The organism is Hyphomicrobiales bacterium (assembly GCA_030688605.1).
In the GTDB taxonomy this organism is placed as follows: Bacteria; Pseudomonadota; Alphaproteobacteria; order Rhizobiales; family NORP267; genus JAUYJB01.
In genome coordinates this window covers 1-13,307 of sequence record JAUYJB010000020.1, presented here as the reverse complement: position 1 = coordinate 13,307, position 13,307 = coordinate 1, and the positions used below count along the sequence as shown (strand labels likewise).

The window sequence follows — 13,307 nt, the reverse complement described above, 5'->3', positions numbered from 1 at the left end:
CGAACTTCACATGCCGGGAGTTTGCCCCCCTGTTCTGGCGTTGTTGGGCCGGGCGGGCCGGCCGGATGCATCACTTTAGCAGATGGCCCCACTTCCTGCGCGCCTCGGCGGCCTCTTCCGGGCTCGGCGCGTTGACCTTGGGGAACTGGTCGCGCCAATGGTACGGCCGGCAGGCGTCGATGATGGCGCGCGAGTTGGTGAAGTTGCCCTTCTCGCGGTCCCACGGCGTCAGCCGCGGGTCGAGCGGCGTGCTCCAGGCATTGTGGATGATGTCGATCGAGGTCGCCGGATCGGAGCGCGTGATCATCGCCCAGATCAGCGTGTCGAGGTCGGAGACATCGACATCCTCGTCGACGACGATGACGTATTTCCCGGCGTAGGCGCCGACATGGCACATGGCCGCGACGTGGCCGGCCTGGGCGGCGTGGCCCGGATAGCGCTGCTTGATGGCGACGCCGAGCAGCATGCGCGCGGTGCCGACCTCGTGCGCCCACACCGCGGTCACGTCGGGAACGCCGGCCTTGGCGATGTTCTCGCGCAGGATCGCCGAGCGGGTGACGGCGCGGTAGCGGGCCAGTTCGTCCGGCGGACGCTGCGGCGGGCAGCCGAGGATGATCGGGTCGTTGCGGTGATAGATCGCCTTGATGTCCATCACCGGCTCGGGTCGCACGTCGCTGGCGTAATAGCCGGTCCACTCGCCGAACGGGCCTTCGTCGAGGCGCAGTTTCGGGTCGATGAAGCCTTCCAGAACGATCTCGGCATTGGCCGGGAACGGGAGCCCGGTATGCTTGCCGCGGATGACCTGCATCGGTGCGCCACGAAAGCCGCCCAGGAAGTCAAACTCGCTGACCCCGTAGGGAAGCTCGGTGCAGGCCATCAGGAAAGTCAGCGGATCGCCGCCGACGACGACGCAGACCGGCATCGGCTCGCCGCGAGCGATGAATTTGTCGCGGTGGATGCGCCCGTGCTTGCCGGGCGAGATGTAGATGCCGACCTGCTTGGAATTCTGCACCATCACCCGGTAGGTGCCGAGATTGATCCAGCCCTCGTCCGGGTCGCGGGTGACGTCGTAGCTGCCGGTGCCGATATAGCGGCCGCCGTCGCTTGAGTGCCACCGCGGCGTCGGGAATTTGAGAACGTCGATATCGTCGCCTTCCAGGACGTTCTCCATGATCGGGCCGTCGGTCACCTCGACCGGCGGGATAAGGCGGTTTTCCGCCATGCGCTGGGCGCGGAAGGCCTCGGTCAGCTCGAGCTTGCTCAGCTCCGCCGGAAAGCCCAGCGTCATGTTCCTGCGCTTGCCGCCGAAGAAATTGACCAGGACGCGGAACCCCTTGGGCGAGCCCGGCACCTCGTCGAACACGACGCAGGGCGCATTCTCGTCGTGCAGGACCACTTCGGAGGCCTGTCCGATCTCCTTCTCCCACGACGCCCCCTTGACGACGCGGACCTCGCCGAGCGCCTCGGCCTGTTTGAGCCAGCCGCGCAAATCCGCATACGGTATCGCCGGCGCTTCGGTCTTGCCGACCTTGTCCTTCACAAGCATTTCGTTCATGACGTCCCCTTGAGCGTTGTGGAGTTCAGCGCATGGGACTAATTACCTACCTAACGATGTGCTTGTAAATAGGCATTCGGGAAATTGGGGCCGAACGATCCGCGCCGAGCCGGGCCCGCGCGGCAGGATCGGATGGGAGAATCCGGCATGGCCAAGCGTGTTTGGGATTCATTCCTAACCCCCCGGGATCGCGAGGTTTTTTCGGCCGCCGGCTTTGCCGCTCTGGTCGGCTTCGGCGCCCGGCCGGCGCTGCTTGTCATCGACGTCACCTACGCCTTTTGCGGCGACCGGCCGCGGGCGGCGAAGGTCGCAGCCCGGCTGCAGCGCACCTCCTGCGGCAAAGAGGCATGGGTGGCCGTGTCGGTCATCACGCCGCTCATCGCGCTTGCCCGAGCCAGGGGCGTGCCGGTCATCTACACCACCCACCGAAGACGGCCGGACCAGTGGGACCGGGGCTTGAGTCTGGCCAAGAACCGCCGCGCCGCCGCCGGTCCGGCGCCGACCGAGACCGGCGTCGACCCTGACGACATCGTCGCCGAGGTGGCTCCGGAGCCTGCCGACATCGTCATCAACAAGGTGCGGCCGAGCGCTTTCTTCGGCACCCCGCTTGCCGCTTTCCTCACCCAGTTGCGCGCCGACACGCTGATCGTCGTCGGCGGCACCACCTCGGGCTGCATCCGCGCCACGGTGACCGACGGCTTCAGCCTCGGTTTTCGGATCGCGGTCGTGGAGGAAGGCTGCTTCGACCGCGGTCAGGCCTCGCACGCCGTCAATCTGTGGGACATGCACGCCAAATATGCCGACGTGGTTTCCGCTTCCGCGGCGACCGACTATCTCAAGGGACTGCCCGCGGACCTGTTCGACCTGCCGACGGGAAAACCGCCGGAAACCACGCTGTAGACTGGCACAGCCGCGAGGAAGGCAAACTTTTTTTGCGTATTGTGCCAGCGTCAGACACGTCTGAATTGCTCGGTTTGTCCACCGGTTGACACGGCGCGCGCAATCGCAATCGCGAGGCAATGTCGCCTCGCCGCGACGGCGAGTGGGGAACTTTTTTGGCGCAATTTGCGTCCTTAGGGGCACGACCGAGGGAGGGAGTCGTGCCAGAATTCCTGTCCTGCCTCGCCGGCGACCGAGGGTTGCGCCCCAGGATGCCGGTGTTTGACGAGCGGCAGGGCGGTCATGCCTCGCCGTTGACCGGCCATGATCGCGTCTGCGAAAGGCGGCGGACGGCGACCACTCTCACCTCGGCCAGAGGAGGATTTATCGTCCTTGCAAAACGGAGTAGAAGCTCATGATTAGACAACCCTCGACGGGTTCACGTCGATTCTGCGCCGGCAGGGGGCAATCCTGCGGTGCAGCTGCACTCGCACTTTCGCTTACGCTCGCAGTCTCGGCCGCTACGCTGGGCAGCGGAGCCCGCGCCGACAGCTCGCTTTACGAGCGACTGGGTGGGCTCACCGGAATTACCGTGGTGGTGGATGACTTCATCGACCGGTTGCTCGTCAACGAGACGCTCAACCAGAACCCCGCCATAGCAGCCGGGCGCGAGCACTCGCCTGCCCCATACCTGAAGTTTCAGGTCTCGCAGCTCGTTTGCGAAGTGACCGGCGGACCCTGCAAATACACCGGCTTGAGCATGAAGGAGTCGCACGCCCACCTCAACATCAGTGAAGCGGAGTGGGGCGTGATGGCCGCCGACTTCAAGAAATCGCTCGACAAGTTCGAGGTTCCCGCCGCCGAGCAAGACGCGCTTTTCGAGATCGTCGGCAGCACCAAGCCGGACATCGTCGTTCGGAATTAGAGCGAAACGCAGATCGATCCGAAGTTTTAAGGAGAAGAGCCATGGCCACCCCCGCCACCGTCGTTTTCGATCCGAAAGAGCTCGAAGCCAAAGTGAAGGCGATGTATCGCAGCGTCGCCGAGACTCCGCACGGCGAGTTCCATTTCGAGATGGGCCGTGCGCTGGCCGAACGCCTCGGCTACGAAGCCCGCGATCTCGACCGCATCCCCGGCGAGGCCATCGAGTCCTTCGCCGGGGTCGGCTGCTACTTCCATCTCGCCGCACTCAAAGAAGGCGAGACCGTCCTCGATCTCGGCAGCGGCTCCGGCATGGACACCTTTATCGCGGCGCTGAAGGTCGGTCCGCGTGGCAAGGTCATCGGCATCGACATGACCGAGGAGCAGCGTGCCAAAGCCGAGCGGCTGCGCGACCGGGACGGCTTTGACAATGTGAGCTATCTGACGGGATATATCGAGGAGACGCCGTTGCCCGACGGCGTCGCCGACGTCGTCATCAGCAACGGCGTCATCAATCTCGCGACGGACAAGGGCAAGGTCTTTCGCGAGGCGGCGCGGCTTCTGAAGCCCGGAGGCCGGTTCGCCATTTCCGATATCGTCACCGAGACGCGGTTGCCCGAGAGCATCGTCTGCAATTCGACGCTGTGGGCCGCCTGCATCGGCGGCGCGGCGCAGCAAGCCGACTACCGCGATCAGATCGAGGCGGCCGGGCTGCGTGTCGCCACGATGCACGACAACCCGGCCTACCAGTTCATTTCGGACAACGCGAAGGGCGCCAGCAGGAAATTCGGCGTGAAAAGCATTTCGTTGCTGGCCGTGAAAGCCTAGGCTTGCGGCCGAGCCGCAAGCGGCGTATGCGCGGACAATCATGGCAGATGACCCCGATCGCGCCTTCTTTTGCACCGAGGTCGAGCGGCTGATGGATCGACTTTACGGCACGGCGCTGCGGCTCACCCGCAGCCCAGCCGACGCCGAGGATCTGGTGTCTGAAACCGTGACGAAGGCATGGGCGAATTTCGCCCAACTCGCCGATCGGCGGGCGTTTCCGAAATGGCTGTTCCGGATCCTGACCAATACGCAGATCTCCGAGCGGCGCCGTGCGCAGCCGGCAATTGCCGAAGCGGACTGCGCCGGCGAGGATGGACAGCCCTTCTCCCTGTTCGAGAAATTGCACCAGCCCTTCCTGCTGTGGTGGAGCAATCCGGAGCAGGAGCTGCTCAACAAACTGCTGCGCGAGGACATCGAGCAGGCGCTCGACGGCCTTCCCGAAGGGTATCGCGACGTTGTAATCCTGGTCGAAATCAATGGCTACGCCTATGCTGAAGCGGCCGAGATGCTCGAAGTTCCAATCGGAACGGTGCGTTCGCGCCTGAGCCGCGCGCGCTCGATGCTGCAACGCGCGTTGTGGACGCAGGCGCAGGCCGCCGGCCTGGTACGCGAGGAACATGTTGATGAGTGATCATCACGGCAAGGACGCGCAGGGCGGAATTAGCTGCGAGGAGGTGATCGCACACCTCCTGGCCTATTTGGACAATGAAACCGACCCGGAGAAGCGTTCCTTTATCGAGCGTCACCTTAAGGAATGCCACGCCTGCTTTACACGCGCGGAGTTCGAGAAGGCGCTGCGCGCAAAGGTTCGCCAGCTCGGCGAAAGGCAAACTCCTGCCGCCCTACGCCGGCGGGTGAAGGCGCTGCTCGACCAGTTCTGAGGGAGGCAAACCATGGTCGCGATTGCCGGTTTTTCGCGCCAGCAGATCCTGAGCGCGGTGCGGCAGATGTACACGGAAGTGGCAAGGCTTCCCGACAAGCAGTTCCATTTCCCGACCGGCCGCGCGGCGTGCCGCTTTGTCGGCTATCCGGAGGACTGGCTCGACCGCCTGCCGGCTGCCGCGGTGGAGTCCTTCGCCGGCGTCGGCTTTCCGTTTCGCGCCGACCTGATCCGCCCGGGCGACCAGGTGCTCGATGTCGGCGCCGGCTCCGGCACCGACACGCTGAGCGCCGCCCGGCTCGTCGGCCCGCAAGGCAAGGTGCTCGCGCTCGACATGACCCCGGCGATGCTCGCCAAGCTGCGCCGCAACATCGCGGAGGCCGGGGCCGCGAATGTGGAGGTGCTCGACGGCAACGCCGAGGCGATTCCGCTTGCCGACGCGAGCGTCGACGTGGTCACCAGCAACGGCGTGCTCAACCTGGTGCCCGACAAGCCGAAGGCTTTCGCGGAACTCCACCGGGTCTTGCGACCGGGCGGGCGCGCCCAGATCGCCGATATCGTGGTGTCGCAGCCGGTCAGCGAGCGCGCCAGGGCCAATCCGAAGCTGTGGGCCGAATGCGTGGTCGGCGCCCTGGTGGAAACGGACTACCTGGAGCTGTTCCGGGCGGCCGGCTTTGCCGATGTGAGGGTCACGCGCGGTTTCGATTATTTTTCCGGAAGTGCCAGCGCCGATACGCGCAGGGTCGCCGCGGCGCTCGGCGCGAAAGCCGTCGAGATCACCCTGCAGCGACCGCTCCGCTGAGCTTGCCGAGGCGACCGGCGGCGCAATCGGACGTGTGACCCTACAGCTCCCCCCGCCAGGACTCCGGCAGCACCCCGTCCTTGATGCCGCGGCCGATATAGTAGGCCCAGAGCTTGGAGACGTGGTGGTCGCGCTCGAAGCTCTCCTCCATCATGTCGCACTCCGCCTCGGCCAGCGGCCTCAGCTTTCCGATCGCCATGGCGTCGTGGAGCGCACGCGCATTCTCCTCGAAATGGATGCCGTCGATGAGGAGCGCGCGGGCATTCTCCGCCACCAGCACCGCGCCGTGGGCGCGCAACAGGCAGGCATTGTGCCGCCCCAAGGTGGCGGCGAGCGCCGCGCCCTGCTCTTTGCTGGAAATATGCCCCGGGTCGGGGTGCTCGGGAACGCCGCTGCGCCAGCGCACCGCGTGGTTCTTGACCGGCAGGAAAGGCGCGCCGGCCACCAGCGTGAACAAGGTCGCGCAGGGCGGATGGCAGTGCAGCACCGCGCCGATATCGGGGCGCGCCCGCAGGATGGCGGTGTGGATCACCGTCTCGCTCGGCGGGCGCGAGCGCTCGCGGCCGGCGATGACCTTGCCGTCCCAGTCGACGCTCAGGATCTCGTCCGGCCTCAGCTCGGCGCGGCTGTCCTTGAACCCCTGGATGAGGATGCCGGAATTGTCCGGCAGACGGACGCCGATATGGCCGGAATAGTCGAGCACGCCTTCTGAATGCAGCAGCCTTGTCGCGGCCGCGATGTCGCTCCTCAGCCGCGCGATCGCGTCGATGGCTTCGTTCATCGTGTCGCTCCCTAACCCAACAAATAGCCGAACTTCTCCTTGGCGCGCTTCATCGCCTCCGGCGAGGGCGCGTTGACCCTGGGATACTGGTCGCGCCAGTGGAACGGGCGGCAGGCGTCGATGACGGCGCGCGAATTGGTGGTGTTGCCGCGCGCCTTCTCGAAGGGCGGAATCGAGGGGTCGAGCGGCGTGCTCCAGGCGTTCTTGATGATGTCGATGGAGGTCGCGGGATCGGAGCGGAAGGTCATCGCCCACATCAGGTCCTCCAGATTCGAGACGTCGATGTCCTCGTCGACCACGATCACATATTTGCCGGCATAGCCGCCGACGCGGCACTGGGCGGCGATCTGGCCGGCCTGGCGGGAATGGCCGCCATAGCGCTGGCGGATGGAGACGCCGGTCAGCATGCGCGAGCCGCCAACCTCGTGGCACCACACCGCCTGCACGTCGGGGACGCCGGCGGCCTGGATCTGCTCCTTCAAGAGCGCCGAACGCACCACGGCCCGGTAGCGCGCCTGCTCCTCGGGCGGGCGCTGCGGCGGGCAGCCGAGGATGATCGGGTCGTTGCGGTGATAGATCGCCTTGACGTCGATGACGGGGCCTTCATGCACCGGCGAGCCGAAAAAGCCGGTCCACTCGCCGAACGGGCCTTCCATCCGGCTGTGATCCGGGTAGCAGAAGCCTTCGAGCACGATCTCGGCCTCGGCCGGGAACGGCAGGCCTGTCTTAAGCCCCTTGACCACCTTCATAGGGCTGCCCCGCAGGCCGCCGACCACGTCATATTCGCACACCCCATAGTCGATCTCGGTCGACGACATCAGGAAGGTCATGGGGTCGGCGCCGACGACGACGCAGACCGGCATCGGCTCGCCGCGCTCCTTGTATTTCTGCCGGTGGATGCGGCCGTGCTTGCCGGGCGAGATGTAGAAGCCGACGGTCTTGGCGTCATGCACCATCACCCGGTAGGTGCCGGCATTGATCCAGCCCTCCTCGGGGTCGCGGGTGACGTTGAAGCTGCCGGTGCCGATATAGCGCCCGCCGTCGCCCTCGTGCCACAGGGGGGTGGGGAATTTGAGAACGTCGACATCATCGCCGGTAAGCACGTTCTCCATGACCGGCCCGTCGTCGACTACCTCGTGGGGAATGCGCCGCTCCTTGGCGGCGCGGAAGCCGCCAAGAAAGGCGTCGGAAAGCTCGACCCGGTTGAGGCTCGTCGGATAGCCGAGCGTCATGTTCTGCCGCGTGCCGCCGAAGAAATTGGTCAGCACTCGAAAGCCCTTGGGGTAGCCGGGAATGTCGTCGAACAGGGCCGCCGGCGCATTGGCGTCGTGCTGCAGGATCTCGGTTGCAAGGCCGATCTCCTCCTCCCAGCTGGCGCCGCTGACGCGCCTGAGCTCGCCGAGCTTGTCGGCCTCCTCGATCCACTGTCTGAGGCTCGTATAGCCGACCCGCGGCAGGCCGGTCTCGCCGTCGCCTTTCTTCATCGTCTTCTTCCCTCTCAACCTTTGGCCATCGACCGCTCGGCCATCGACTCGGTGAGCTTGCGCCCGTGCCTCGGGTCGATATGCACGTCGATGAGGCAAGGCCTGCCGGCCTTGACGCATGCAACGGCGCGCTCGAGCGCGGCTGCAAGGTCCCCGGCATCGGTGATCGGGCCGATGCCTTGCACGCCCTGGGCCTCGGCCATTTTGGCGATGTCCGGAGCCGGATGGTCGATGCTTTGGCCGATCCAGCGATTGTCCGGGTTGCGGCCGCGCTGCCTGGCGACACTCTCCTGGTGCAGCTCGTCATTGTAGTAGGAGCGGTTGTTGGCGACCAGGAACAACGCCGGAATGCCGTAGCGGCCGGCGGTCCACAGCGCGTTGATGCTCATCATGCAGTCGCCGTCGCCGAGGACTCCGACGACAAGCCGGTCGGTGTCCCTCAGCGCCAGCGCGGCGCCGATGGTGATGCCCGGCCCGGAGCCGACGCCGCCGCCGCCGTCCTTGCCGAGATAGGCGAGCGGGTCGCGGTGCGGCCAGATGTCGACGGGCCAGCCGCGGGCGAGCGCCGAGAAGGTGACCGGCGTGTCGCCGACGGCCTCGGCAAGGGCGCGGGCGACCTGCTTGAGATTGACGGCGTCGCCCGCCTCCTCTTCTTCGGGCGCCGCCGGCTTCGCCACGCCCGGAGCCTCCTTGTTTCCGTCCGGCAGCGCGACCAGCAGATCGGCGACGCAGGCGTCCGGATCGCCGAGCAGGTGCACGTCGACCGGCGGCAGGGCCATGTGCTCCTTGCCCCAACCCTTGTGCAGGTGGACGTCCTGGCCGGCATGGATGACGGGGACCGGCACCTCGCCCTTGTCGAAGGCCTGGTGCAGCACGCCGCCGAGGTCGATCCAGCCGATGGAAAGGATCAGGTCGGCGTCGCGCAGCACCGCCCTCGCGGGCGCGGAGAGCTTGTTGATCGGGCTTGCCGCGTGCAGCGGATGGTCGGTCGGCACCATGGAGCCCGCCTTGAGGTCGGAGAGCATGTGGGCCCCGAACCTTTCGGCGAGCGCCACGCGCCGGTCCCAATCCTCCGCCGTGCGCCGGCAGCGGCCGTAGAGGATGACCGGGCGCTCGGCGGCGGCAAGTAGCCGGGCAGCTTCGGCAACCTTATTGGCGTCGGCGCGCGGGGGCGGCAGCGGCCGGTAGCGGGCCGGATCGGGGAAAGCGACTTGTTCCGTGACCTCCCTTTCCTGGATCGCCGCGTCGAGGCAGACATAGACCGGCCCGTGCGGCGCGGACGCCGTCTGCTGCCAGGCGCGCAGGATCGATTCCGGGATCGCCGCGACGGAGCCCGGCTGGTCGTCCCATTTGACGAAATTGCGGATCAGCCCGCCCTGGTCCTGGGCGGTGTGGATCCAGTCGATCCACGGCCGGCGCAGGGTCGCGTCGACCGGCCCGGTGGCGCCGAGGATCAGCATCGGCTGGCGGTCGCACCAGGCGTTGAAGATCGCCATGGAGCCGTGCATCAGCCCGACATTGGAGTGCAGCGCGACGGCCATCGGCGAGCCGCTTGCCTTGGCATAGCCCTGGGCGATGGCGACCGCGTGCTCCTCGTGCAGGCACATCAGCATTTCCGGCGTCCGGTTGCCGAGATGGTTGACCAGGCTGTCGTGAAGCCCGCGATAGCTGGCGCCGGGATTGAGCGCGATATAGGGGATGTCGAGCAGGCGCAGCATCCTTGCCGCCACGTCGCTGCCCCAACCGATCCTGGCATCGAGCGGGCCCGCCGGCTCGTCGATCCTGGTATTCTGCCGCGAACCCTTGTTCTTGCTGTCCAACACCGGCCCGCATTCCTCCCTGCTTAGCTCGCTAACGAAATCCGAACGCGCCAAGATGCAGCCTTCCTATGCCGATTGTAAAGGCGCCAGAGCCGGGGCACGCGGCCGCAAAAAAGAAACGCGGCGGCCGACCGGGCCGCCGCGCCTACGCGTGACAGGGAGGGTACTCAGTGAGACTCAGATCTCGACGCGCAGGCCGAGGCGGAACTCGTGCTCGGCCATGTCCTCGAACAGCACCGTGCCGCCGCTGCCGTCGGCGCCGGATTCCACGTCGCCGAGCCAGATATAGCGATAGCCCGCGTCGATCAGGGTCCGCTCGGTGACGGCGACGCTCGCTCCGGCCATCAGCGCCGCTGCGAAGGCCCAGCCGCCGCCGTCCGGAACGACGGTGATGACGGGGCCCGGATTGACGCCGACGATATTGTGAAGCCAATGATAGGCCGCGCCGATGCCGGCGCCGACATAGGGGGTCACGCCATGCCAGGTGCCGAGGTCGGCATAGACGTTCGCCATGATGGTCCACGTTTCGAGATCATAGGTCTCGACCGACAGCCCACAGGCGGGCAGGCACGGGGTGTTTCCGGTGAAGTCGAAGGTGCGGTAATCGAAGGTCAGGTCGGTCCTGAACCAGGAATTGAAGCGATAGCCGATGCCGCCGCCGATCATCCACGTCGTGCCGAGATCTTCGTTCAGAAACGTTACGGCGCCGCTGCCATAGGTGACCACCGGGTCCTCGGCCACCACATAGCCGATGTCGCCGCGAAGATACCATCCGCCCTCGGCGTAGGACGGCGGACCGGCTTCGTCGACCTCGACGATCTGTGGGCCATCGGCGGCCGCGGCCACCTGGAACGCAGCGACGATCAGGCAGGCACCGAGAAAAACAACTCTGCTGAGACTGGACATGACTCTTGTACTTCCATTTAAGGCTGACGACGCGCCGGGCACGCGCGCCGCGACGCAACGTTTCCTCGGTTCAATATGGAAGCAATCGTTTAAAGGAAGCTTAACCACGATTTATTCGAGCCTTGGCCGTTCCGGTTGAGCTAATTCCCGCTACAAGGACCCGGTGGTGACTATGGATAAACGCCCGCTCGTGCTGCGGCGCTCCCTTACCGACTGGCTGCTGCTTGCCGGGCTGGTGCTGTTCTGGGGGTCGTCCTTCGCGCTCACCAAGATCGCCGTTGCCTCGATCGCACCGTTGTGGGTGGTGGCGCTGCGGCTCGGCATCGCCGCGGTTCTATTATCGGCGGTGGCGCTGACGCGCGGCCTGCGCGTACCGGGCGACTGGCGAAGCTGGACGTGGTTCGGCTGGCTGGCGCTGACTGGGAGCTTCGCCCCGTTCCTGCTGATCAGCTGGGGCACGCAATATATCGATTCAGGGCTCGCCGGAATTCTGATTTCCGCGGTGCCCATCTTCGTCGTTTCGTTCGGCCATGTAATGCTGCCCGACGAGCCGATGAACCGGTTCAAGGTGGCCGGTTTCACCCTCGGCATGGTCGGTGTCGTGGCCCTGATCGGACCGGACCGGCTCATGCACTTCGCCACCGGCGGCATCGCCCTTCTCGCCGAGATGGCGGTGCTGGCGGCGACCGTCTCCTATGCGCTGCAGGCGGTCACGGCGCGGCTGATGCGGCCGATGAGCGTGACCATCCGGGCGGCGAGCGTGCTGATGGTTTCGGCCGCCTTCAGCCTCGGCATGGCGCTGACCTTGAGCCCGAACGGACTTGCAGCGGCAACGCCCGGCGCGCTTGCCGCGACCGTCGGCCTCGGCGTTTTTCCGACGGCGCTCGGCGCGCTCGCCCTGTTCCGCCTGCTCGACCGCGCCGGCGCCGGCTTCGTGTCGACGTCGAACTATCTCATTCCCGCCGTCGCGGTGCTGATCGGGACGGTCTTCCTGGGCGAGCAGTTGGAATGGCGGGCGCTCGCGGGATTGGCCCTGATCCTCGCCGGCATCGCGCTCAGCGAACGCAGACGGGCACTCAGGCGACCGCCGCAGCCTCCGCTTCGATAGCGGCGACGATCGCGCCGACCACGTCCTCGACGACGTGCAGATCGTCGCCCTCGCCCATGATGCGGATGACCGGTTCGGTGCCGGAGGGGCGGATCACCAGCCTGCCCCGGTCGCCGAGCTTGTCCGTACCGGCTTCGATGGCCTTCTTCACTGCCGCGCGCTCCAGCGGCTTGCCGCCGTTCAGGCGCACATTGCGCAGGATTTGCGGCAACGGATCGAAGCGGTGGCAGACCTCGGAGACCGGCTTGCCCTCCTCGGCGACGACGGCGAGAATCTGCAGCGCCGCGACGAGGCCGTCGCCGGTGGTATTGAAATCCGACAGGATGATGTGGCCGGACTGCTCGCCGCCGACATTGTAGCCGTGGGCGCGCATATGCTCCAACACGTAGCGGTCGCCGACCGGAGTGCGCTGCAGCGTCAGGCCGAGCCCCTGGAGATAGCGCTCGAGCCCCAGATTGGACATCACCGTGGCGACGACGCCGCCCGCCCGCAGCCGGTCCGTCGCCGCCCAGGATTGGGCGATGACCGCCATCAGCTGGTCGCCGTCGACTGGGCGGCCGCATTCGTCGACGATGATGACGCGGTCCGCGTCGCCGTCGAGAGCGATGCCGATGTCGGCGCGCACCTCATGCACCTTGCGGCACAGCGCCGCGGTGTCGGTCGAGCCGCATTCCTGGTTGATGTTGAAGCCGGTCGGTTGGTCGCCGATGGCGACGACATCGGCGCCGAGCTCCCACAGCACCGCCGGCGCGACCGAGTATGCGGCGCCGTTCGCGCAATCGACCGCGACGCGCAGCTTGTCGAGATGCAGATGGCGCGGAAAGGTGTATTTGGCGAACTCGACATAGCGGTCCTGTACGCCGTCGACCCGCTTGGCCCGGCCGAGCGCGGCGGACTTTGCCCGGTTGCGGGTGAGATCCTTTTGCAGAAGCTGCTCGATTTCGTCCTCGACGCTGTCCGACAGTTTGTAGCCGTCGGGGCCGAACAGCTTGATGCCGTTGTCCTGATAGGGATTGTGCGAGGCGGAGATCATCACGCCGAGATCGGCTCTGAGCGAGCGCGTCAGCATGGCCACCGCCGGGGTCGGCATGGGGCCGAGCTGAAACACGTCGACGCCAACCGAAGTGAAGCCGGCAACCAGCGCCGACTCGATCATATAGCCGGACAGCCGCGTGTCCTTGGCGATGACGACGCGGTGGCGGTGATCGCCGCGGCGGAACACGATGCCCGCGGCCATGCCCACCTTCATGGCGATGTCCGGCGTCATCGGCGCGCTGTTCGCCAGGCCGCGAATACCGTCCGTACCGAAATACTTCCGTGTCATAGTCCGTACCGTCGTCACT

13 protein-coding genes are annotated in these 13,307 nt (G+C 66.3%); 7 read left to right on the top strand and 6 right to left on the bottom strand.

Annotation, left to right across the window (positions count from 1 at the left end; translation table 11 throughout):
• Nucleotides 1-70: 70 nt before the first annotated feature.
• Complete coding sequence (locus Q8P46_02755; protein MDP2619088.1) at nt 71-1,555, bottom strand: UbiD family decarboxylase; 1,485 nt, start codon at nt 1,553-1,555, stop codon at nt 71-73.
• Nucleotides 1,556-1,702: 147 nt separating this feature from the next.
• On the opposite strand from Q8P46_02755, the gene Q8P46_02750 reads away from it, so the two are divergent.
• The 6 genes from Q8P46_02750 to Q8P46_02725 all read left to right on the top strand — a co-directional run bounded on the left by Q8P46_02750 (nt 1,703) and on the right by Q8P46_02725 (nt 5,865).
• The gene (locus tag Q8P46_02750; GenBank protein MDP2619087.1) at nt 1,703-2,455 is read left to right on the top strand and encodes an isochorismatase family protein; all 753 of its coding nucleotides are present in this window, start codon (nt 1,703-1,705) and stop codon (nt 2,453-2,455) included.
• A 394-nt stretch (nt 2,456-2,849) separates the two neighbouring features.
• The gene (locus tag Q8P46_02745; GenBank protein ID MDP2619086.1) at nt 2,850-3,359 is read left to right on the top strand and encodes a group 1 truncated hemoglobin; all 510 of its coding nucleotides are present in this window, start codon (nt 2,850-2,852) and stop codon (nt 3,357-3,359) included.
• Nucleotides 3,360-3,400: 41 nt separating this feature from the next.
• Nucleotides 3,401-4,183: a methyltransferase domain-containing protein gene (locus tag Q8P46_02740; protein MDP2619085.1), complete on the top strand. Its 783-nt coding sequence runs from the start codon at nt 3,401-3,403 to the stop codon at nt 4,181-4,183.
• A gap of 40 nt (nt 4,184-4,223) precedes the next feature.
• Nucleotides 4,224-4,814: a sigma-70 family RNA polymerase sigma factor gene (locus Q8P46_02735; GenBank protein MDP2619084.1), complete on the top strand. Its 591-nt coding sequence runs from the start codon at nt 4,224-4,226 to the stop codon at nt 4,812-4,814.
• Nucleotides 4,807-5,064 (top strand): zf-HC2 domain-containing protein, encoded by a 258-nt coding sequence (locus Q8P46_02730; GenBank protein ID MDP2619083.1) that lies wholly within the window; start codon nt 4,807-4,809, stop codon nt 5,062-5,064. Before Q8P46_02735 ends, Q8P46_02730 begins: the two co-directional genes overlap by 8 nt.
• Nucleotides 5,065-5,076: 12 nt before the next feature.
• A complete protein-coding gene (locus tag Q8P46_02725; GenBank protein ID MDP2619082.1) occupies nt 5,077-5,865 on the top strand; it encodes a methyltransferase domain-containing protein in 789 nt (262 codons plus the stop codon).
• A 40-nt stretch (nt 5,866-5,905) separates the two neighbouring features.
• On the opposite strand, the gene Q8P46_02720 is transcribed toward Q8P46_02725, so the two are convergent.
• From Q8P46_02720 to Q8P46_02705, 4 genes are all read right to left on the bottom strand, one after another.
• A complete protein-coding gene (locus tag Q8P46_02720) occupies nt 5,906-6,646 on the bottom strand; it encodes a class II aldolase/adducin family protein (GenBank protein ID MDP2619081.1) in 741 nt (246 codons plus the stop codon).
• 11 nt (nt 6,647-6,657) lie between these two features.
• The gene (locus tag Q8P46_02715) at nt 6,658-8,130 is read right to left on the bottom strand and encodes a UbiD family decarboxylase (GenBank protein ID MDP2619080.1); all 1,473 of its coding nucleotides are present in this window, start codon (nt 8,128-8,130) and stop codon (nt 6,658-6,660) included.
• Nucleotides 8,131-8,144: 14 nt separating this feature from the next.
• Nucleotides 8,145-9,953, bottom strand: a complete 1,809-nt coding sequence (locus tag Q8P46_02710; protein MDP2619079.1) for a thiamine pyrophosphate-binding protein — start codon at nt 9,951-9,953, stop codon at nt 8,145-8,147.
• Nucleotides 9,954-10,127: 174 nt separating this feature from the next.
• Nucleotides 10,128-10,856 carry an outer membrane beta-barrel protein gene (locus Q8P46_02705; protein ID MDP2619078.1) on the bottom strand — a complete coding sequence of 243 codons (729 nt, stop codon included), beginning with the start codon at nt 10,854-10,856 and terminating at the stop codon, nt 10,128-10,130.
• A gap of 172 nt (nt 10,857-11,028) precedes the next feature.
• Here Q8P46_02705 and Q8P46_02700 point away from each other — a divergent pair, with 172 nt between their 5' ends.
• Nucleotides 11,029-11,964 (top strand): DMT family transporter, encoded by a 936-nt coding sequence (locus Q8P46_02700; protein MDP2619077.1) that lies wholly within the window; start codon nt 11,029-11,031, stop codon nt 11,962-11,964.
• On the opposite strand, the gene glmM is transcribed toward Q8P46_02700, so the two are convergent.
• Nucleotides 11,933-13,288, bottom strand: coding sequence for a phosphoglucosamine mutase (gene glmM / locus Q8P46_02695; protein MDP2619076.1), 1,356 nt, complete (start codon nt 13,286-13,288; stop codon nt 11,933-11,935). The two genes, Q8P46_02700 and glmM, sit on opposite strands and share 32 nt — an antisense overlap.
• Nucleotides 13,289-13,307: the final 19 nt, after the last annotated feature.

Bases quoted from the DNA above. Each gene is read 5' to 3' on its own strand.
- Q8P46_02715 (MDP2619080.1), bottom strand. From the start codon at position 8,130: ATGAAGAAAGGCGACGGCGAGACCGGCCTGCCGCGGGTCGGCTATACG.
- Q8P46_02720 (MDP2619081.1), bottom strand. From the start codon at position 6,646: ATGAACGAAGCCATCGACGCGATCGCGCGGCTGAGGAGCGACATCGCG.
- Q8P46_02745 (MDP2619086.1), top strand. From the start codon at position 2,850: ATGATTAGACAACCCTCGACGGGTTCACGTCGATTCTGCGCCGGCAGG.
- Q8P46_02705 (MDP2619078.1), bottom strand. From the start codon at position 10,856: ATGTCCAGTCTCAGCAGAGTTGTTTTTCTCGGTGCCTGCCTGATCGTC.
- Q8P46_02740 (MDP2619085.1), top strand. From the start codon at position 3,401: ATGGCCACCCCCGCCACCGTCGTTTTCGATCCGAAAGAGCTCGAAGCC.
- Q8P46_02700 (MDP2619077.1), top strand. From the start codon at position 11,029: ATGGATAAACGCCCGCTCGTGCTGCGGCGCTCCCTTACCGACTGGCTG.
- Q8P46_02735 (MDP2619084.1), top strand. From the start codon at position 4,224: ATGGCAGATGACCCCGATCGCGCCTTCTTTTGCACCGAGGTCGAGCGG.
- Q8P46_02725 (MDP2619082.1), top strand. From the start codon at position 5,077: ATGGTCGCGATTGCCGGTTTTTCGCGCCAGCAGATCCTGAGCGCGGTG.
- Q8P46_02755 (MDP2619088.1), bottom strand. From the start codon at position 1,555: ATGAACGAAATGCTTGTGAAGGACAAGGTCGGCAAGACCGAAGCGCCG.
- Q8P46_02730 (MDP2619083.1), top strand. From the start codon at position 4,807: ATGAGTGATCATCACGGCAAGGACGCGCAGGGCGGAATTAGCTGCGAG.
- Q8P46_02750 (MDP2619087.1), top strand. From the start codon at position 1,703: ATGGCCAAGCGTGTTTGGGATTCATTCCTAACCCCCCGGGATCGCGAG.
- glmM (MDP2619076.1), bottom strand. From the start codon at position 13,288: ATGACACGGAAGTATTTCGGTACGGACGGTATTCGCGGCCTGGCGAAC.